Origin of the sequence: Roseomonas populi (genome assembly GCF_024594815.1) — a bacterium.
In the GTDB taxonomy this organism is placed as follows: domain Bacteria; phylum Pseudomonadota; class Alphaproteobacteria; order Acetobacterales; family Acetobacteraceae; genus Roseomonas; species Roseomonas populi.
Map to the genome: position 1 here is coordinate 40,216 of NZ_JANJOU010000037.1, position 18,743 is coordinate 58,958.

The 18,743-nt window shown below is 69.0% G+C and carries 16 protein-coding genes and 1 pseudogene; 7 read left to right on the forward strand and 10 right to left on the reverse strand.

What is annotated here, in order from left to right; genetic code table 11:
• Positions 1-13: 13 nt before the first annotated feature.
• The 5 genes and pseudogenes from NRP21_RS26460 to NRP21_RS26485 all read right to left on the reverse strand — a co-directional run bounded on the left by NRP21_RS26460 (position 14) and on the right by NRP21_RS26485 (position 4,226).
• The gene (locus NRP21_RS26460) at positions 14-844 is read right to left on the reverse strand and encodes a sugar phosphate isomerase/epimerase family protein (RefSeq protein WP_257719246.1); all 831 of its coding nucleotides are present in this window, start codon (positions 842-844) and stop codon (positions 14-16) included.
• Positions 841-1,671, reverse strand: a complete 831-nt coding sequence (locus NRP21_RS26465; RefSeq protein ID WP_257719247.1) for a shikimate dehydrogenase family protein — start codon at positions 1,669-1,671, stop codon at positions 841-843. Before NRP21_RS26465 ends, NRP21_RS26460 begins: the two co-directional genes overlap by 4 nt.
• A pseudogene (locus NRP21_RS26475) lies at positions 1,671-2,551 on the reverse strand (dioxygenase family protein). The gene NRP21_RS26465 and the pseudogene NRP21_RS26475 overlap by 1 nt, the downstream one beginning before the upstream one ends.
• Before the next feature lie 11 nt (positions 2,552-2,562).
• Positions 2,563-3,630, reverse strand: coding sequence for a maleylacetate reductase (locus NRP21_RS26480; RefSeq protein ID WP_257719250.1), 1,068 nt, complete (start codon positions 3,628-3,630; stop codon positions 2,563-2,565).
• Positions 3,627-4,226 (reverse strand): nuclear transport factor 2 family protein, encoded by a 600-nt coding sequence (locus NRP21_RS26485; protein WP_257719251.1) that lies wholly within the window; start codon positions 4,224-4,226, stop codon positions 3,627-3,629. Before NRP21_RS26485 ends, NRP21_RS26480 begins: the two co-directional genes overlap by 4 nt.
• A 122-nt stretch (positions 4,227-4,348) precedes the next feature.
• On the opposite strand from NRP21_RS26485, the gene NRP21_RS26490 reads away from it, so the two are divergent.
• The 6 genes from NRP21_RS26490 (at position 4,349) to NRP21_RS26515 (ending at position 10,521) form a co-directional block, all read left to right on the forward strand.
• The gene (locus NRP21_RS26490) at positions 4,349-5,149 is read left to right on the forward strand and encodes an IclR family transcriptional regulator (RefSeq protein WP_257719252.1); all 801 of its coding nucleotides are present in this window, start codon (positions 4,349-4,351) and stop codon (positions 5,147-5,149) included.
• A gap of 42 nt (positions 5,150-5,191) precedes the next feature.
• On the forward strand, positions 5,192-6,166 hold the full coding sequence (locus NRP21_RS26495; protein WP_257719253.1) for a Bug family tripartite tricarboxylate transporter substrate binding protein: 975 nt from the start codon (positions 5,192-5,194) through the stop codon (positions 6,164-6,166).
• A 21-nt stretch (positions 6,167-6,187) separates the two neighbouring features.
• Positions 6,188-7,231 carry a Gfo/Idh/MocA family protein gene (locus NRP21_RS26500; protein WP_257719254.1) on the forward strand — a complete coding sequence of 348 codons (1,044 nt, stop codon included), beginning with the start codon at positions 6,188-6,190 and terminating at the stop codon, positions 7,229-7,231.
• 67 nt (positions 7,232-7,298) lie between these two features.
• Positions 7,299-8,180, forward strand: coding sequence for an alpha/beta fold hydrolase (locus tag NRP21_RS26505; protein WP_257719255.1), 882 nt, complete (start codon positions 7,299-7,301; stop codon positions 8,178-8,180).
• A gap of 11 nt (positions 8,181-8,191) precedes the next feature.
• Positions 8,192-9,130 carry an alpha/beta fold hydrolase gene (locus NRP21_RS26510; RefSeq protein WP_257719256.1) on the forward strand — a complete coding sequence of 313 codons (939 nt, stop codon included), beginning with the start codon at positions 8,192-8,194 and terminating at the stop codon, positions 9,128-9,130.
• Positions 9,131-9,735: 605 nt separating this feature from the next.
• On the forward strand, positions 9,736-10,521 hold the full coding sequence (locus NRP21_RS26515) for an ISL3 family transposase (RefSeq protein ID WP_257719257.1): 786 nt from the start codon (positions 9,736-9,738) through the stop codon (positions 10,519-10,521).
• Positions 10,522-11,561: 1,040 nt separating this feature from the next.
• Here the strand turns inward: NRP21_RS26515 and NRP21_RS26520 are convergent.
• From NRP21_RS26520 to NRP21_RS26530, 3 genes are read right to left on the reverse strand one after another with little or no spacing between them, the layout of a single operon-like run.
• On the reverse strand, positions 11,562-12,200 hold the full coding sequence (locus NRP21_RS26520) for an MSMEG_1061 family FMN-dependent PPOX-type flavoprotein (RefSeq protein WP_257719258.1): 639 nt from the start codon (positions 12,198-12,200) through the stop codon (positions 11,562-11,564).
• A 31-nt stretch (positions 12,201-12,231) separates the two neighbouring features.
• Positions 12,232-13,827, reverse strand: coding sequence for an ABC transporter substrate-binding protein (locus tag NRP21_RS26525; protein WP_257719259.1), 1,596 nt, complete (start codon positions 13,825-13,827; stop codon positions 12,232-12,234).
• A 13-nt stretch (positions 13,828-13,840) separates the two neighbouring features.
• Positions 13,841-15,130 carry an ArgE/DapE family deacylase gene (locus NRP21_RS26530; protein WP_257719260.1) on the reverse strand — a complete coding sequence of 430 codons (1,290 nt, stop codon included), beginning with the start codon at positions 15,128-15,130 and terminating at the stop codon, positions 13,841-13,843.
• Between the two features lie 218 nt (positions 15,131-15,348).
• Between NRP21_RS26530 and NRP21_RS26535 the strand changes: the two genes are divergently transcribed.
• Positions 15,349-16,116 carry an IclR family transcriptional regulator gene (locus NRP21_RS26535; RefSeq protein ID WP_257719261.1) on the forward strand — a complete coding sequence of 256 codons (768 nt, stop codon included), beginning with the start codon at positions 15,349-15,351 and terminating at the stop codon, positions 16,114-16,116.
• A gap of 24 nt (positions 16,117-16,140) precedes the next feature.
• Here the strand turns inward: NRP21_RS26535 and NRP21_RS26540 are convergent.
• Positions 16,141-16,898 (reverse strand): IS5 family transposase gene (locus NRP21_RS26540; protein ID WP_257719262.1). Its coding sequence is split into 2 segments (ribosomal slippage): positions 16,141-16,562 and positions 16,562-16,898, totalling 759 coding nucleotides; the frame shifts between segments, so codons are not numbered across the junction.
• Positions 16,899-16,995: 97 nt separating this feature from the next.
• Complete coding sequence (locus tag NRP21_RS26545; protein ID WP_257719263.1) at positions 16,996-18,330, reverse strand: IS701 family transposase; 1,335 nt, start codon at positions 18,328-18,330, stop codon at positions 16,996-16,998.
• Positions 18,331-18,743 lie beyond the last annotated feature (413 nt).

The following is an 18,743-nucleotide window of genomic DNA, read 5'->3' on the forward strand; positions in this document are numbered from 1 at the left end:
CGGCCGCGGCCGGCTACGTCTCCGTCCCCGCACCGTCGTTGCGGTGCAGGAGGCCGCGCGCGGCCTGCGCCGCCAGCCGCGCTCTCTCCTCGGGGGGCAGGGCCGCGTTCCGGACGGCGTTCGGCGCCTCCACTGCCATCGGCGTGCCGGGCGGAAAGACGGTGACGAAGGCGTCCAGCCACAACCCGCCCTCCCCCGGAAGGAGACGGCCGCCACGTGCCTCGTCGCGCAGCCCGTCCGGCGGAGGAGAGGCGGCCGGGGCGTCGCAGAGATGCGCGTAGCTGAAGAGGCCGGCGTCGTGGCGCGCCAGGTCGGACGGATGCCCGCCGGAGCGGCTGAGATGGAGCGCATCGACGAGGATTCCGGCATCCCTCGGCCGCACCGCCGCAAGCAGGTCGGCGGCGTCCTCCAACCCACGCAGGGCGCTGTAGGGAATGAATTCCAGCATGATGCGCAGCCCGCGCTCGGCCGCCTCCTCGCAAAGGCACGCGAAATTTGCCGCCAGCCGGCCCCGGTCCGGATCATTGCCGACCGCCAGCACGTGCCGCGCGCCGAGCTCGACCGCGACGTCGAGGGCCGGCCGCCAACTCAGGACATCGGTCTCGGGGAAGAGCCAGAAGGCCTCGACGTCGAGGATACTGATCCCTGTATCGCGCATCGCCGCCCGGATCTCGCGCTGGAGCGGTGCGTCGCCGACGACCGGCACGATCCGGTCGGTGGGAAAGGGCGGCACGATCCGCAACCCGACGGCGTCGAAGCCGGCTGCCGCGCCGATCCGCACCAGCGCCGCGGGATCGGCGTCCATGACGGTGAAGTGGGCGAGTGAGAGAAGGCGGTCGCTCATGCTCCAGTCACCCGCGCCACGGCCTGGGGCCCGTATTCCCCGGATGGCAGGCCGAAGAACTCCGCCATGGCCGGCAGTTGCTCCTCCATTAGCACCGTGCCCGCCTGGGCGAAGCACCCGGCCTCCTGAGCGAGCGTGACGAGGCGTGAGGCCGTGTGGCCCATCACCACGTCACCCACGATGGTGCCGGGCACGAGTTGCGCGGTGTCGAAGGGCAGCGGGTCCTCCGCGTGCAAGCCAAGCGGCGTCGCATTCACCAGCAGGTCGAAGCCCCGCGCCGCGGGGTCCACGACGCCGGTCTCGATACCGGCTCCTTCCAGTTTCCGGGCCAGCGCCGCGGCCCGCGCCGGATCCTGGTCGGCGATGCCGATCGCAGCGACGCCGGCCCCGGCGAGGGAGGACGCGATCGCCGCGCCGACGCCGCCGGCGCCGAGGATGAGCGCGCGCCGCCCTTCCGGCGGTTGGCCGGCGCGGCGCAGGCCGCGCACGAAGCCCTCGCCGTCCAGCATGTCGCCGGTCCAGCTTCCATCCTCCTCGGGCCTGAGCACGTTGACGGCGCCGACGCGCGCGGCGCGCGGCAGGAGCCGTGCCGCCAACACCGATGCGGCCGGCTTGTGCGGCACGGTCACGATGAGACCGATCAGGTTGCGAATACCGCGCATCGCCGTGACCAAGCCGGCGAGGTCCGCGGGTGCGACATGGACGGGCAGGCAGGCCGCGTTCACGCCATTGACCTGGAACAGCCCGTTCCAGACCAGCGGCGCGCGTACCTGCCGCACGGGATCGCCGAGGATCGGCAGGAGACGTGTCTCTCCGTTCATCGCCATCAGACGCCTTCCAGGTGTAGGGACGGGGCGAGGGTGAAGTCGTAGCGGAGCAGGGCGCAGGCGGTGTCGGCCCGGTGCCCGCCCGGCGTCGTGCCGGGCTCCTGGTGCTCCAGCGCGCGGATCAGCCCGCCCTTCACGCCGAAGACCACGTCGGAATCGAGGTAGGGATCGCCCGCCAGGAAGACATGCGTGACGAGGGTTTCGCAGCCCGGCGCGCCGATCATGAAATGCACATGGGCCGGGCGATAGGGGTGGCGGCCTGGGCTTCCAGCATCCCGCCCACGGGGCCGTCATGCGGGATAGGGTAGAAAGAGGGGACGATGCTGCGGAACCAGAAGCGCCCCTCGGCATCGGTGCGGAAGCGCGCGCGCATGTTCAACGCCGGCATCTCGCCACCGAGCTGCACGTCGTAGGAGCCCTCCGCGTCAGAATGCCAGGTGTCCACCCAGGCGCCGGCCAGAGGCGCGCCGTCGGCGCGGCGCACGGTGCCCTCGACGATCATCCTCTCGCCCGGGCGGCCACCGGAGATATCGTCGGCGGGGTCGTGCTCCGGCACGCCCTCCAAGTAGAAGGGGCCGAGCACCGTTGTCTCGGTCGCGTTACTGGGAAGCGGATGGTTGATGGCGTCCACCAGCATGAAGGCGCCGAGCGTGTCGGAGAGGAGGATGAACTCCTGCCGGGTCTCCGTGCAGGTCTGACCTGTCCGGGTGAGGAACGCGATGCCCTCGGCCCATTCGGCCTGGGTGGGCCGCGCCTCCCGCAGGAAGGTGTGGAGATGGCGCACCAGCGCCGTGCTCACCACCCATGCGCGCGGGGAGAGAGCATCCGCAAGGCGGGCAAGGACCGCGTCGGTGATCCTGCTCTCGGTGGCGTTCCGCATGGCTGTCCTTCCTAGTCGGCCGCCGGCGGCTCGCCGGCCCAGGCGCGGCGGAGCAGGGCCGTTAGCGAGGCCGCGTCGGGCGTTCGGGGGTTGGGATAGGTGCTCTCCAGCGTCAGCCGGACGGCGGTGGCAATTCCCTCCTCGGGCATGCCGAGGTCGCGCAGCGTGCGGGGGGTGCCGAGGCGGGCAGCCAGCACGGCGAAACCCACGCCGGCATCTTCCGTGCCGAGGGCGCGGGCCGCGCGGCCCATGGCCTCCGGCGCCGCGGGCGCGTTGTAGGCGGCGACGTGCGGCAGGACGACGGCGTGGGTTTCCGCGTGTGACAGGTCAAAGGTGCCGCCGAGGACGTGGCAGAGCTTGTGGTGCAGCGCCATCCCGACCGCGCCGAGGCAGGTGCCGCAGAGCCAGGCGCCGTAGAGAGCGCCGGCCCGCGCCTCCTCGTCCCGCGGGTTCCCGAGGATGGCGGGCAAGGTGGCGCCAAGAGCGCGGATCCCCTCCTCCGCCATGAGGGAGACGACCGGGTTCGCATCGTGCGCGTAGAGCGCCTCCACCGCGTGGGCGATCGCGTTCAGGCCGGAGGTGGCGGAAAGGGCAGGGGAAAGGGACAGGGTCAGCTCGGGGTCGTAGATCACTACCTCCGGCAGCACCTTCGGGGAGCGGAGGGTACTCTTCATTCCACCCTCGGTCTGGCCGAGGATCGACGTCACCTCGGATCCCGCATAGGTCGTGGGGATGACGACCTGCGGCAGGTCGGTCCGGAGCGCCAGGGCCTTGGCAAGACCCGTCGTGGAGCCGCCGCCGACGGCGACGAGCACGTCGCAAGCCGCTTCCCGCACCGCCTCCAGGGCGCGCTCCGTCACCTCTAGCGGCGTGTGCATCGCCGCACCGCTGAAGCCTGCGACGAGGACGCCATCGAGCGGCGCGGCGATCCGTGCGGCCATCTCGCGCTGATCGGGTGTGGAGAGCAGCATCGCGCGACGTGCGCCGAGGGCGGCAACCTCTGCCGGCAGCTCGGCCGCTCGTCCCGCCCCGAACAGCACCCGGGCTGGAAGGGGAGCATAGGTGAAGGACGCAGTCACAGCGGCCGGCCTGCAAGCCAGGACTTGCCGCGGTCGTAGAGGGCCTCAACCTCCGGCCCTTTCAGCCCGGGCATGTCCGCCTTTACCGGGTAGCCGATTTTGGACTGGATATAGGCAAGGTGGCGGTAGCCCACGGGAAAGCGCGCCAGCAGCGCCGGATCCAGCGGGACGGCCCTGCCGGGGATCAGCGGGTCCATCCGGTCCTTCTCGTAAATGGGCTGGCGCAGCAAGAGGCCCCAGCGGCCATCCCGCTTCTCCAAAAAATCGTAGAAGCGACCGGTGCAGACCACGTCCACTTCCACCTCGTGGACGGTCGTGCGCTGCGAGATCGTCATCTTCGTCTGGGCGATCGCACGCTCACCACGAAGGTCAGCCGAATGCCCTCCGAGGAAGTGCAGGATCGAGACGCCCTTGTCCCAGCCGGTCCTGGACGCCGCGATGAACTCGTCGGCAGTGCCCTGGACCCAGGTGGCCATCATCACTCCGTCATCGTGCCAGACGGTCCGGAACCGCTCCCAGTCGCCGGCGTCCCGCCAGACCGCCCAGTTCTCGATCAATTCGCGGATGGCCAGCTTGTCCATTGCCAGGTCCGGCATGGGTTCCTCCACCTTGGCACCGGCTCGCCGTACCATGTATGTGAACGATTCAGAAGAATGAACTTGCACTGTCGGGTTTGCCGACTTAGACCCCCCCCGTCAAGCACGAATGGGAACGGTTCATGGATATGAACTTCCGCCTAGCTACGGATCCCGCATCTGGCGCCGTCAAGTCCGCTGGGCGCGTGCTCGACCTTTTCGAGCTCCTGGCCCGCTACGACCGCGAGGTCCCGCATGCCGAGATCGCCGAGGGCCTTGGCATTCCCCGGAGCAGCCTCACGCAACTGCTCAAGGACTTGGTGGCCCGCGGCTACGTCGCCTTCCACGCGCCCAGCCGTGGCTACCGCCTCGGGCCGGCCTTCGCGGCACTCGCCCGACATGTCGGGGCCAGCGAGGACCTGATCGGGCTCGCCGAGCCCTTCTTGCGCGAACTTACGGAGCGGACGGGCGAATCCTCCGCCCTCAACCGCCTCAAGGGATGGCAGGCCGAGGTGGTTGCCACCGTGAACGGGCCGCATCGCCTCGTCACCCATATGCGCCTGGGCGACCTCGCACCGCTCTACGCAACCTCGGGGGGCAAGGTCATCCTGGCCAGCCTGACCGACGCCGAGATCGACACCTATCTCGCCAGCACCGTTCTCGAGCCGGTCACCCCGGACACGATCGTCTCGAAGGATGCCCTGCGGAAGGAACTCGATGCGGCGCGCCGGGATGGTGTCGCCTTCTCCTTCGGAGAGTTCACGCCCGGTATCGTCGGTATCGGCGCCCCGATTCTTTCCGCCACGGGGCAGCCTCTCGGCTCGCTCAACGTCGCCATGCCCAGCATCCGCTACAGCCCGGAGGCCCGGGCCAGGGTGACAGAGGCCATTCGCCGCGCCACGCGGGAGATTTCACGGCGCGCCAGTCGCGCACCGGCCGACTAGCCGCAGCGTGACGACCATCCGGAATAGGGAGGAACCAGAGAAATGATCTCACGTCGTGAGCTGAGCGCGGCTGCGCTCGGATCCCTCGGCCTGTCCGTCGCCCCAGCCCGCGCTCAGGACCTGCCGCGCGGGCCCGTCACCCTCGTTGTTCCATGGGCACCTGGTGGCTCGGCCGACTCGCTGTCGCGGCTCCTCGCGCAGCAACTCTCGGCCGATCTCGGCCAATCCTTCGTGGTGGAGAACCGCCCCGGCGCGTCCGGCCTCGTCGGCCATTCCTACGTCGCGCGCGCCCGGCCGGACGGGTCGGTCCTCCTCTTCGCGGCCTGCGCGACCTTCGTCATGGTCCCGCACCTCCTGCCTGTGCCCTATGACGGGGACAGAGCCTTCGCGCCAATCGGGACAATCCTGTCCAACCCGCTTCTGTTCTGTGCTGCCCCGAGATCCGGCATCCGGGACATCCAGAGTTTGATCGCGCGCGCCAAGGCGGAGCAGGGGAAGATGAGCTACGGCTCGGCGGGGGCGGGCAGTTCGACCCACCTGGCCATCGAGCTGCTGCTTAGCATGTCCGGCGCTCCCGTGACCGAGGTGAGCTACCGCGGGAACGCGCCCGCTATGCAGGCCGTGCTGGCAGGGGAGGTCGCCTTCACCAGCGTGGACGCCCTCGTCGCACTACCCTTCGTCCGGTCGGGCGACCTCGCGCCGCTCGCCGTATCGACCACCTGGCGCAGCCCGGTCCTCCCCGAGGTGCCCACCGTCGCGGAATCCGGCTACCCGGAATACGAGTGCGCCACGGACTTCGCCCTTCTCGCACCCGCCGGAACGCCCGCCCCCGTCGTCGCCCGCCTGCACGCGGCGGTGAAGACGGCGCTCGCGAAGCCCGAGCTGCAGGAGAAGCTGACGCAGCAATCCGTGGTGGCCGCCATCGGGGAGCCGCAGGACTTCCCGACCTATGTGGAGCGCGAGAGCGCGAAGTGGGGCGGGCTGATCCGCGCACGGGGCATCCGGGTGCAGCAGTAGCGTCGCGGAAGGGAGGTGCGGGTGTCACTAGCTGTTGCGGTTGTCGGAGCCGGGGTCATCGGCCGGACCCACATCAGGATCCTGCGGGAGATGCCGGCATCCCAGGCGCGGCTTGCCGCCGTCGTCGATCCGACGGAGGCGGGCGCGAGGCTGGCCGCCGAGGCGGGCGTGCCGCACTTTACGGATACGGACGCCATGCTCGACGCCGTGCGACCGGACGGTGCGGTGATCGCCACGCCGAACGCGCTGCACGTCCCGGGCATCCGAGCCTGCCTGGCGCGCGGCGTCGCCGTTCTCGTGGAGAAGCCGCTCGCGGATGACCTGGAGGAGGCGTTGGCCGCGGCGGAGGAAGCGGAGCTGACAGGGGTGCCGCTGCTCGTCGGGCATTACCGGCGCCACAATCCCGTTCTCGGTGAGGCGCGCGCGCTGATCCGGGGCGGGCGGCTGGGGCGGCTCCTCACCGTCAGCGCGGACTCTCTGGTGATGAAGCCCGACAGCTACTTCGATGTCGCCTGGCGGCGCGAGCCCGGCGGCGGGCCCGTGCTGATCAATCTCGTCCACGACATCGACGCGCTGCGCTACCTCTGCGGCGAGATCGAGACCGTGCAGGCCATGACGGGGCATGCAGCACGCGGCTTCGCGGTGGAGGACAGCGCGGCCGTGCTGCTGCGCTTCCGCTCCGGCGCGCTCGCGACCCTGACCCTGTCGGACGCCGTGCCGTCGCCCTGGTGCTGGGACCAGACTGTAGGGGAGAACTCGGCCTTCGTCCGGCACGACGCGAACGCCTACCGACTTTGCGGTACGAAGGCCTCGCTGGAGATCCCGGGAATGACCATGTGGCGCTACGCCGGTGAGCGGGGATGGAGCGAGCCGCTGGCGCGCGAAGTCTTGGATGTTCCGGCGCGCGATCCGCTCGTGGAGCAGATGCGCCACTTCCTGCGGGTGATTCGGCGCGAGGAGGTTCCGCTGGTCACCGGCCGGGACGGTGCGGCGACCCTGGCCGCGACCCTGGCCGTGCACCGCTCCGCCACGACTGGAGAGGCGATCCGCCCCTATGCGTCGTGACACGATGAGCCCCCACGCTGCTCTCGCGCGCCGGTCCCTGCTGGCTGGCGCGTCGGCGCTGCCAGGGATGGCGGTACACTCCCTGGCGCAGGTCTCCCCCTCCCCAGCCCGGCCCGCACGGGCATCGGCGGGGTTCGAGGCCCGCTCGACGGACGGCACGGTGCTGAGGGGCGACGCTCAGGGCGATCCTGCGGCGCCTGAGATCCTGTTCATCCATGGCTTGCGCCAGAGCCGCCTGAGCTGGGAGCGGCAGTTCGCCGATCCAGCCCTGTCCGGCTTCCGCCTGGTGCGGTTCGATCTGCGTAGCCACGGCGACTCCGACAAGCCGTCCGCACCCGCGGCTTACGCCGATGCCGATCGCTGGGCGGAGGACGTGGCGGCAGTGATCTTCGCCGCCGATCTCCGCCGCCCGGTGCTGGTGGGATGGTCGCTCGGCGGCTACGTGGCCGGTGCCTACCTGCGCCAGCAGGGTGCGGGGCGGGTGGCGGGAAGCAACCTCGTCGATGCGGTCAGCAAGCTGTCGCCCGACCTCCTGATGTTCCTGGCCGGCCGCTTCGCGCGGAGCACCAGCTCCCACGACCTCGCTGAGCGCGTAGCGGAAACGGCGGAATTCCTGACTGCCTGCTTCCATCGTCCTCCCACCGGTGCCGATCTGCACCGCATGCTCGTCGTCAACGGCATGACGACGCGCGCGGTGAACGAGGGCTTCACCGCCGCGGAGGTGACGGACCTCGAGCCGACCTTTCAGGCCTATGCTGGCCCGGTCCTGGTGACCCACGGCGCGCACGACGCGCTGGTGCGCCTGGCGATGTCGGAGCACATCGCGGCGCAACGGCCCGGACGGCGCCTCTCGGTCTTCCCGGAGAGCGGGCACACGCCCTTTTGGGAAGAGCAGGACCGCTATGGGCGGGAACTGGCCGCTTTCGTGATGACCGCCGCCAAGGGCTGAGGGAAGACGCCGTGCAACAGGTCATGGGGGGCTATCCCCCCTTCTTCCCCTCCTTCCAGGCCCTGGACGTCGAGGCCGGAGGGGTCCGCTTCGCCGGAGTCACCGGCGGTACGGGTTCGCCGCTGCTGTTGTTGCACGGCTTCCCGGAGTCGCATATCGCTTGGCGCAAGGTCGCCCCCGCACTGGCAAGACAGCACACGCTCATCATCCCGGATTTGCCGGGCTACGGTGCGAGCAGGACGCGCGAAACCACCCCGCGCTGGACCAAACGGCGCGTGGGCGAGGCGCTGGTTGCCCTGATGCGGGTCCTGAGACATGAGCGCTTCGCCCTCGCCGGACATGACCGCGGCGCGAGGGCCGGGTACCGGCTAGTGCTTGATCATCCCGGTATCGTCACGCGGTTTGCCTCTCTGGCAGTGATCCCGACGTTGGATGCGCTGGAAGGCGTCGACCATCGGTTCGCGCGGAACAACTACCACTGGTTTCTGATGGCCCAGGCGCCCTCCATCGCCGAGGCCATGCTGGCCGCCGCCCCCGACGCTGTGCTGGACCGTGAGTTCGCGTCCAAGCACGCCGCGGGTGCCGAGGTGATCGAGGACGCGGCCCGCGCGGCATATTATGCGGCGTTCCGCGATCCGGGCGTCCGCCACGCCATGTGCGAGGATTATCGCGCAGCCCTCGAGGAAGATCTGGCCGCGGACAGTACCGACCGGAAGGCTGGACGCCGCCTTGACTGCGCTGTGCTGGCGCTGTGGCCGCAGGCACAGGAAGCGCCGGGCAGGCCGCGTCCGGCAGAGGTGTGGAAGCGCTGGGCCGCCGATGTCAGCGAGGGCGTGACGACGGGCCACCACCTGCAGGCCGAGGATCGCCCCGAAGAAGTGTGTAGGGCCTTGCTGCGGTTTTTCGGAGCAGAGGCGGCGCACTCGCACGAAGCAGGGCTGGAGGGCTGAACAGGGCCTCGTCGGGGTTCATGATACAGGGCCTCTTCGTAAGGCGCAGCTTCCTCCTGCGCTTACCCGGAGAGGTCCCGATGCGCATACGATCCATCGGCCCGCGCGGCGCCGTTCGTCATGGTCATCAAACACGAGGGCGGCCCGATGGAGCGGAAGTATCGCCCCGAGGCAGATCGCCGGTGCCTGCGGGTGTGGGGACGCAGCTATCCTTCGGCGCGCCTTCGTCCAAAGGATGGGTGCGACGCCGAAGGCCGCCGGGGGTTTAGTCGCTCGGGGTCCCCGGCGGAAAGGGCCACTGGTTGGCACGCCTGACTGCTGCCATTAACCGTCGAACCGACCGAACCAGTCGATCATGGGTTGCGGTTTGCCGGGCAGTTAGCTGTGGACATCAAAGTGCCGATCCGTGCCCTCGATCCAGATGAGTTCCTTCTGTTCGGCCGGCATGGCGTCGAAAATGGCCTGCACGTCGTCAGGCGTGGTCAGGGTGTCGTTCCGGACCTGCAGGAGCAGCGTCGGTGTCAGTTTTCCTCATCGAGGCCCTTCCTCATTCTCGGTGCAGGTATTCGGGTTGACCCGGGGAGCTGCTGGCGAGAGCCGGGGATATGGGCAAGAGAACCTTGCTGGCGCCGCTCGCGGGCGTTCGGATCCTTGGTGTCGAGTGCGGCGGCGGAGGATGGGTCGTCTCCGCAGCAGGGCCGGGTCACGGGACCTGCCCTGCCTGCGGCACTCCGTCCCGGAGCCGCCACAGCACCTACTTGCGGCGCCTGCAGGACCTCCCCTCGCAGGGTGCGCGGGTCACGGTCCAGATCAGGACCGCTCGCCTGAGGTGCCGGAATCCCGGCTGCGATCGGCAGGTCTTCGCTGAGCCTCTCCTTGGCGTCGCGGAGCCGCGGCTCCGACGTACACGGCACTTGGCTGACCTCGCCCTGCTCCTCGGCCATCACGTGGGCGGGCGCCCGGCGGAGCAGGTCCTGGCCCGCCTGGGCATGCCGATCAGCGACGACACCGTGCTCCGTTGGCTCAGGCGCTTTGCGGGTCAAGATATCGCGTCCCCCGTCCGGGTGCTCGGGATCGACGACTGGGCTTGGCGCAAGGGCCGGACCTACGGGACCATTATGGTCGACCTGGAGCGACGGGCAGTCGTGGACCTCCTGCCCCACCGCTCCTCCGCCGGCACGGCAGACTGGCTGCAGGGGCATCCTGAGGTGGAGGTCATCAGCCGAGACCGGCATGGCCTCTACGCCGAGGGTGCCCGGGCCGGTGCTCCACAGGCGAGGCAGGTCGCCGATCGCTTCCACCTGATACAGAACCTGCGCGAGCGCATCGAGCAGCAACTGAGCCGGCTGGGCCGCCCTCTCAGAGCGGGCGCCCGGCCGCAGCAGAGGTAGAGGAGAACCAGGCTGGCCTGCACGGGGTCAGGGAGGGCCTGTTCGCTCAGTTGCGGGGGCTCTACGACGCCGGCAGGACAGCCACCGCGATCACCCAGGAACTCGGCTTGAGCCGCCGACGCGTGGACCGCTTGATCCGGCTGGAAGCGCTGCCCCAACGCAATCTCCCCACCCTGACCTCGGCCTCTCCGTCCCTATTTCTCGGGCACCTCACCCGACGCTGGGCGGAGGGCTGCACTGTAGCGACCCACCTGTTCACTGAAATGAGGCGCCTCGGCTACACGGGCTGCTACACGCATCTGGCGCGCTTCATCGCCTCCTGGCGGTGCCGGGACAAGGGCGGGGCAAGGGGCTGTTCCGAGCCACCGGGCCAACCGCTACCACGTGACCCCACCATCGGTCGGCCGCTCACTCCGCTCACGGCGGCCGCGCTGTGCATCAAGCCTCGCACCCAGCTGACCGCTCGTCAGGTGTCCATAGTGGACGCCATGAAGATCGCCCCGTCGGAGTTTGCCAGCATGAGGCAGCTCGCGACGCGGTTTCGCGGCATCCTGCGCGGCGGCGACACCGAGAGGCTGGACAGGTGGTGCGAGGATGCCAGCCAGTCCGGCATCGACGCCATGCGGCCTTCGCCAGGACCCTGCAGCGGGACCGGGACGCCGTGCACAACGCGCTCATCCTGCCCTGGAGCAACGGATAGACCGGGGGTCAGATCAGCCGGCTCAGGACGCTGAAGCGTGCCATGTACGGCCGCGCCGGAGCCGACCTCCTCCGGGCCAGGCTGCTCCCTCTCTGATCAGCGGACTGCACCGAGAATGAGGAAGGACCAGGAATGGGACGGTCACACTCGATCAGGGAAAACCGTTCCATTCCATCTCGATTGCCGTTCACGTAGCAGGATGAGGCTGGCTTGCGAGAGACAATCGCGGGGCACACGCGACGTGCATGCGGTCTTTCCCGACGCTCTCCCGCGTGATCTGCGGATTTTGTAGGAACTCCGCCACGGTCACCCATCAGCGAACCATCACCTCGTAGACTGTTCAGTAGAGATTGTTCCGCATGGCATCGTCGTACCGGGTATCGATCGCGGCCGCCTGTTCCGGACCAAGCGCGTTCAGCCCGGCTACGACCTGCCCCATGCTCGGCACCTTGTCCCGTTCGACTTGGGAGGACGGCTCCCAGAGCCGAGCCCGGTTCACCGCCTTGCCGCAGTGGAACAGGACCTCGTCGATGCTGACCACGATGGCCGATTTCGGCTCATGCCCGCTCTCCACAAGGCATTGCAGGAGCTCTGGCGCCGCGGAGATCCGACCTCGGCCGTTTATCCGCAGGAAGACCTCCAGGCCAGGGAAGAGGAAGAGCATTCCCAGCCGGTCGTCCTCAACCAGGTTCCGCATGGACTCGATGCGGTTGTTGCCGCGCCAGTCCGCGAAGGCGAGGGTCCTTGGATCGAGCGCCCGGACAAAGCCGGGCGGTCCGCCTCGTGGTGAGGCATCGAGCCCGCAGCCCCGTCCCGTTGCGAGGACAAAAAAGGTAGCGATCTGAAGATAGGCGCTGTGGAATGGCGTGAGCTCGGGCTTCACGCCGTTCAAGATCCGCGCGTCGGGCTGCGTGTATAGGGCGTCCAGAGCCGGTGCGGGTCCCGCAACTCGCTCCGCCAGCCCGCCGTTCGCTTCCAATTCTCTGCCGCTCATCGATCGGTGCTCGCCTTTACGATGCGAGTTCCATGTTCCAGAACACGAGCAGCTGCTTGGCAATGACGTTCCTCACCCCCGCATTGTGGCCCGATACGACCTTGTAGGAGCCGAGCGGGATGGCGAAGACCCTCTCATAGGCGAGCTTCTGGATGTCGGCGGCGATCTCGCGCTGCCTCGCCGTGTCGGTCGCGGCGGCGAAGTCGTTCTTCATCCGCTCGATCTCCGCGCTCTCGGACCAGCCGATGTAGCCGGCGCGGCCGCGGCCATCGAGGTTGGGGTTTATGAGCGGGCTGAAGAGGTCGAGGTCCGTCCAGACGCCCTGGACGATGCTCCAGCCGCCCTCGCTCACCGGGTCATGCTTGTTGCGGCGGGCCAGCAGGGTGTTCCAGTCCACCACGTCCACGCGCGGGTTCATGCCGATGGACTTCAGCATGGCTTCCGTCACGGGGGCGAGGGCGGAGGCGGAGGCGAGATCGGCGGGGTGAAGGATGGAGACGGTCTCGCCGGCGTAGCCGCTCTCCTTCAGCAGGGCCCTGGCGCGGTTCAGGTCCGGCTTCCTCACGGCGCCGGCCTCTGTGCGGTAGGGGGAGCCGTTGCCGTAGAAGGAGGGGCTAATCTCGCTCAGCGCGTCGTCGCCGATCTGGGCGGCCAGGTAGTCCGCCTGGTTCACCGCGTGCAGCACAGCCTGGCGGACCTTCAGGTCGTTGAAGGGGGCCTGCAGCCAGTTCATCCGCATGGACAGGGAGTTGTTGGTAATGCGGGTGAGGAGGGTGATGTCGCGGCGGCGCCGCATCCCCGCCATGTAGTCGGCGCCGATGTTCTCGACGACCTGCACCTCGCCTGATGTGAGGGCGTTCATCACCGTCTGCTGGTCGGTGATCTCCATCCACTCCACGCGGTCCAGCTTCACGGCCTTGCCGCCGGCGAGGCCGCTGGCGGGCTCGGGGCGGGGGACGTAGCCCTCGAAGCGCTCGTAGACGATGCGGTCGCCGGGGCGGAACTCGGCCTGCGCGAAGCGAAAGGGGCCGGAGCCGACGACTTCCGTGATGCGCTGGTTCAACGGCGTCTCGGCGATGCGGGCCGGCATGATGAAGGGCACAGAGCCGCCGGGCTTGGCCAAGGTCTGCAGCACGAGGCCGTAGGGCTGCTTCAGCACGAGGCGGATCGTGTCGGCCGAAGCGGCCTCGAAGGCGCTGGCGGCGGCGACCATGCGGCCGCCCATCAGGTCCAGCTTCGCCCACCGGGTGATGGAGGCGACGCAGTCGGCGGCGGTGACGGGTGAGCCGTCGTGGAACTTCATGCCGGGGCGCAGCCTGAACTCGTAGATCAGGCCGTCGTCGGAGATCGTCGTCTCGCCCACCATCTGCGGCTGCGGCTGGCTTCGCTCATCCAGCGCGAAGAGCGTGTCGTAGACCATGTAGCCGTGATTGCGCGTCATGTAGGCGTTGGTGACCACGGGATCGAGGACGCCGAGCGGGGCGTGCATGATGGCGCGCACCACCTTGCGCCCGCCCATGCCCTGCGCGCGCAGAATTTGCGGCGAGGTGAGGAGTGCGGCGCCGCCGAGGGCGCCTGCGATGAAGCCGCGGCGAGGGACGGTTTGGATCATGGCGGGCAACCCTTCAGGCTGGTTCGGCGCCGCACCAAGCGGCAATGAAGGCGGCTATGGCTTTTGTGCTGTCGCGGATGGATTGCAGCTCCACGCGCTCGTTGAAGCCGTGGACGTTCTCGGCGTGCGGGCCGTAGCAGAAGGCGGGGATGCCGAAGTAACGGTTGTAGAAGCGGGCGTCGTTAAGGCCGGTGCCGTAGCGGTCCTCCAGCGGGGCGCCTCCGACGACCGCGTGCGCCTCCGCCAGTATCGCCCGCGCCACGTCACCGCCCTTCAGCACGTAGCCATGGGAATGGAAGCCGGACCACACCACCCTTGGCGGGTTCGTGGCGAGGTTGGGATCACCCGCGGCGGCCTCGGCCACGCAGGCCTCGATCTCGCGCTTGCAGTCCTCCACGTCCCAGCCCGGCAGCACGGCGATGCGGCAGTCCACGTCGCACCAGGCCGGGACGGAAGAGGCCCATTCGCCGCCTTGGATGATCCCGGGAGAATAGTTCACAGGGTTGGTCATGGAGCCGTAGTGCGGATCGGCCTTCGCCCGCGCGTTCCAGGCCGCCTCCAGCCCTTCCAGCGCGTGGATCAGGCGGTAGGCGGCCTTGATGGCGTTGAAGCCCTGGCTGGCCCAGGCAACATGGGCGGGCTCCCCGCGCACGCGCAAGCGGAACCAGAGCACGCCGACGCAGACATTGGTGAAGCGGCGCGAGGTCGGCTCGGGCAGCAGCGCGGCGTCCGCGCGGTAGCCGCGCTGGAGGGTGGAGAGGGCGCCGACCCCCGTGCTCTCCTCCTCGATCACGGACTGGAAGTGGACGCGGCCCTTGAGTGATAGGCCGGCGGCGCGGATGGCATCCATGGCGTAGAGGGCGGCGATCGTGCCGGCCTTCATGTCGCCGGCGCCGCGGCCGTAGAGCCAGCCGTCCCGCACCTCCGGCTGGAAGGGCGGGCTGCGCCACATGTCCAGCGGGCCGGCGGGCACCACGTCGCAATGGCCCTGCAGGATCAGGGAGCGGCCCGTCTCCCTCGCGGGGCGCAGCGTCCCGACGACGCTGCGGGCGCGGGAGAAGTCGTGCTCGATGATGCCGAGGTCTGGCAGGCCCTGGAGGTCCTCCATGCGGATGGGCCAGTCATCCACCTCGTAGCCGCGGGCGCGCAGCAGGTCGGCCATCATGTCCTGGCACGGGCCCTCGGCGCCGCGCGTGCTGGGGATGGCGGAGAAGCGGCGTGTGGTCTCAATCTGCTGGTCGAAGGCGTGGTCAACCGCTTCCGCGATGCGGGCCCGGATGTCCGGGGAGAGCGGGACCGGCACTGCTGCGCCGCCTGAACCTGTCGCCCTACCCATTCGCGCTACCTCGCAGGCTCCGGTCCCCCGACATCTGGAAAGTTCCACTCCCCTTGCCTCACCAGCCTTGCGGCAAGGCTTGCCATTCTTTTGTGTTCAGGCCATCGTATCGATGGTCGATACGATTGAACTGGACAGCGATCCTAAGATCGCCGCGTCCGAGGTGTCAAACAAAGGAAACTGCCTTGGGTGCGGAACGGGACGACCCGATGCAAATCCAGGTGGTGGCTCGGGCATTCCGGCTGCTGGAGGTATTCTCCGGACCCGTGCGGAACTTCTCCCTTTCCCAGCTCGCCGTCGCGGCGGGGATGGACAAGAGCGGCACCCAGCGGCTGGTGCACACGCTGCTCGGCCTGGGCTACCTAGAGCGCGACGAGTCCGGGCTCCGCCCCGGGCGGCGCCTGCTGGAGCGGGCCTCGGACCACCTGCGCTGGGACCGGCTGGCACAGCTCGCGCTGCCGGTGCTGGGCGAAATGAACCAGCAGCGGAAAGAGGCGGTGGATCTCAGCCGCTTCGAAGGCGTCAGCATGATATACCTGCTGCGGCTGCACAGCCGCCGCCGGGCATTCCACCCGCAGATTATCGGAATGCGGGTGCCGACCTACTGCACCTCCACCGGCCGCGCTGCCCTTTCTGCCCTGCCGGAAGAGGAGGCGGTTGCCCTTCTCGAGGGATCTACGCGCGAGGCACGGACCGCACAGACGCTAACTGAGGTGGGCGCCATCATGGCGAAGGTGCGGGAGGCGCGGCGGCTGGGATATGCGCTGACACCGGAGGAATACATGCCCGGCGAGGTCGGCATCGCCGCACCGGTGCTGGACGTGGCGGGGCGGCCGATCGCGTCAGTGCGGATGACCGCGTCCACCGCCGACTGGACGCTGCCGGAGTTCACGCGCCTCTTTGCCCCCGGAGTCATGGAGGCGGCCGCAACCATCACTGGCTTGCTACGATAGCAACGGCATAGTGTCCGGACTCGATCAGAACCAACAGGCGACGATGGCTGCGATCGCGATGGCGGAGCCGAGGCTGATCGCGAGCTTGTCGTAGCGGGTGCCGACGCGCCGGAAGTCCTTCAGGCGGCCTATGGCAGCCTCGATGCGCCAGCGGTCGCGGTAGCGCCTCTTGTCGTGACGGATGGGACGTTTGCGGCAGCGGCGGCCTGGGATGACCGGCTTGGTGTCCATGGCGCGCAGGTCGCGTCGCAACGCGTCGGCATCGTAGCCCCGGTCCGCCACGAGACGGCGCAGGCGGCCGGGGGTGGCGGCGAGCACGTCGGGTGCTGTCGTCACGTCGCTGGCGTTGCCAGGTGTCAGATGGATGACCGCGGGGCGGCCGAGGACGTCGGTGAGAACGTGGATTTTGGTGGTCTGGCCACCGCGTGACGGGCCGATGGCCTGCGCCTTGGCCCCCCTTTCCCGCCGTGGGCCGAGCGGTGGGCGCGGACGTAGGTGCTGTCGAGGGAGGCCGTCTCAGCGATCCACCCCCGCTCGGCCAGGGTGGCCAGCATGGCGCGCCAGAAGCCACGCCGGGACCAGCGGTTGAAGTGGTTGTAGATCGTCGTGGCAGGCCCGTACTCGGCCGGGCAGTTGCGCCAGCGGCACCCTGAGCGCAGGAGGTGCACGATGCCGCTGACGATCCGGCGGTCGTCCACCCGGTGAGCGCCGGGCTGGTTCGTAGGCATGAACGGCTCGATCACCGCCCATTGCGCATCCGAGAACCAGAACAGCTCCGCCACTGCCACCTCCGTGCCGCACCCCGACAGCGCGGAATCCCAATCACTCCACCTAATCAATAGTCTGGTCGAGTTTTGACCCTCGCACTACCTGGGCACTTTAGAGTGGATCGTGGGCAGGAACTGGCGTCTGCAGTGCGGGCATCGGAGAAGTTTGGCGAGGTGGGCGAACAGCTGGTGGCAGATAGCCTGACGCAGGGCGGGCAGGCCCGGTGATGGTGGCGGTCCCGGGATGCGGGGCGGCATTTTTCCCCCGGCTCGTCCGACGGTGCTGGGCAAGGCGCAGGTGCTGCAGGTAGGCGAAGGCAATGCAGGTCATCAGCGCGTGTCGGTGCAGGCCTGTCCAGGAGCGCCCATCGAAGTGGCCCAGGCCGAGCTCTTGCTTGAGTTGCTGATGCGCCTGCACGCAGATCCAGCGCGCCTTGATGGTGGAGGCGAGCACCCGAAGGGAGGCGTCAGGCCCGAGATTGCTGAGGTGATACTTGCGCTCGCCGGATGAGCGCCACTCGCCCACCAGCCAGACTTCCTCGCCCGGCAGGTGGCGGTTGTTGGCCCAGATCCCGCCATCACCCACGCGAACGCGGGTGGCGGCGAACCTGGCAGCCAGCGCCCCCTTGGTGCCCTGACGCCACGTCACGCGCCGCCATGACTGCCCCGCCAGCACCTCCTCGGCCGGGCGGGGCTCCTCATCGGGCACGGGACGCCGCCTGCGTCCGGGTGGCACCGTGACCTGCACGGCGGTGCCGTAGACCTTCTGCACCCGCGGAATGCCCACGGCCCAGAGCAGGCCACGCCCGGTGAGGCCCTTACGGAACTCGCCGCTTGCGCCATAGCCCGCATCGGCCAGCACGGTCCCGAACCGCACGCCCGCGGCCCTGAGCCGGTCCAACTCGGCCAAGGCAATCTCGCCCTTGCTCGGCGGCGCCATCTCTGTCCCGGGCACGCCCGCCCGGGCGCAGCGGTCCGGCTCCTCCGTCCAGGTCTCGGGCAGGAACAGCCGCAGACCCACCGGTACGGGGACTTCGCCCTGGGCCAGGGTCACCGAAACGAGCGACTGGCAGTTCGCTTTCTTGCCCAGCTGCCCGCAGTACTGCCGCGCCACGCCGACCGAGAGCTCGCCCTTCTTGGGCAGTGCCGTGTCGTCGACCACCAGGAAGGCGTCCGGCCCGCCCACCAGCCGGTCCGCCTCACGCGCCAGCACTGTCCAGAGCGGGGCGTCATCCCAGGCTGGGCTGGCGATGAAGTGCTGCAGCTGATCGTGCCCCGAGAGCCCAAGGCGCATCGCCATCGGCTGCAAGCTCTTGCGCTCACCAGGGCCAAGCAGCCCTCGCAAGTAGAGCGGCGCCCAGGTCCGCCGCGTCTTGCGGCCCATGACTTCGAGGAAGGGTGCGAGCCAGCTATCCAGATCGCTCGCCCCACGAACGGCATCCGCCATGACCACCTCCTGCCGAGGTCGTATCACCACAGCACGGTCAATCACGTCACGTCAGCAAGTGCCCAAGTAGTGCTAGGGGTGAGCGCCACCTATGAGTCATGGCGGCGGACGGCTGACCCGTCACGGTGCTGTACTGGTCCCATGCCGGCTGCGAGCTGCGGGAGGCCGCGACGGCTTTCCACGTGCTGGATCTACATCGAGGATCTGGCCCTGGGGCAATGATCGGGAGGGAGGTGCTGCCGCGACCGGGCTTGCATGGCTCTACGACTTCGCCGGACCTTGCAGTCCCGGAGGTGGAACTGCCTCCTCCGCGTCCGGGTCGCGACCCTGCTGGCGATCGAGCGACCGCATGATGGGCGTGACGGTGAGCCCGTGCAGCAGGACCGACATGAGCACAATCAGTCCCACCAGAC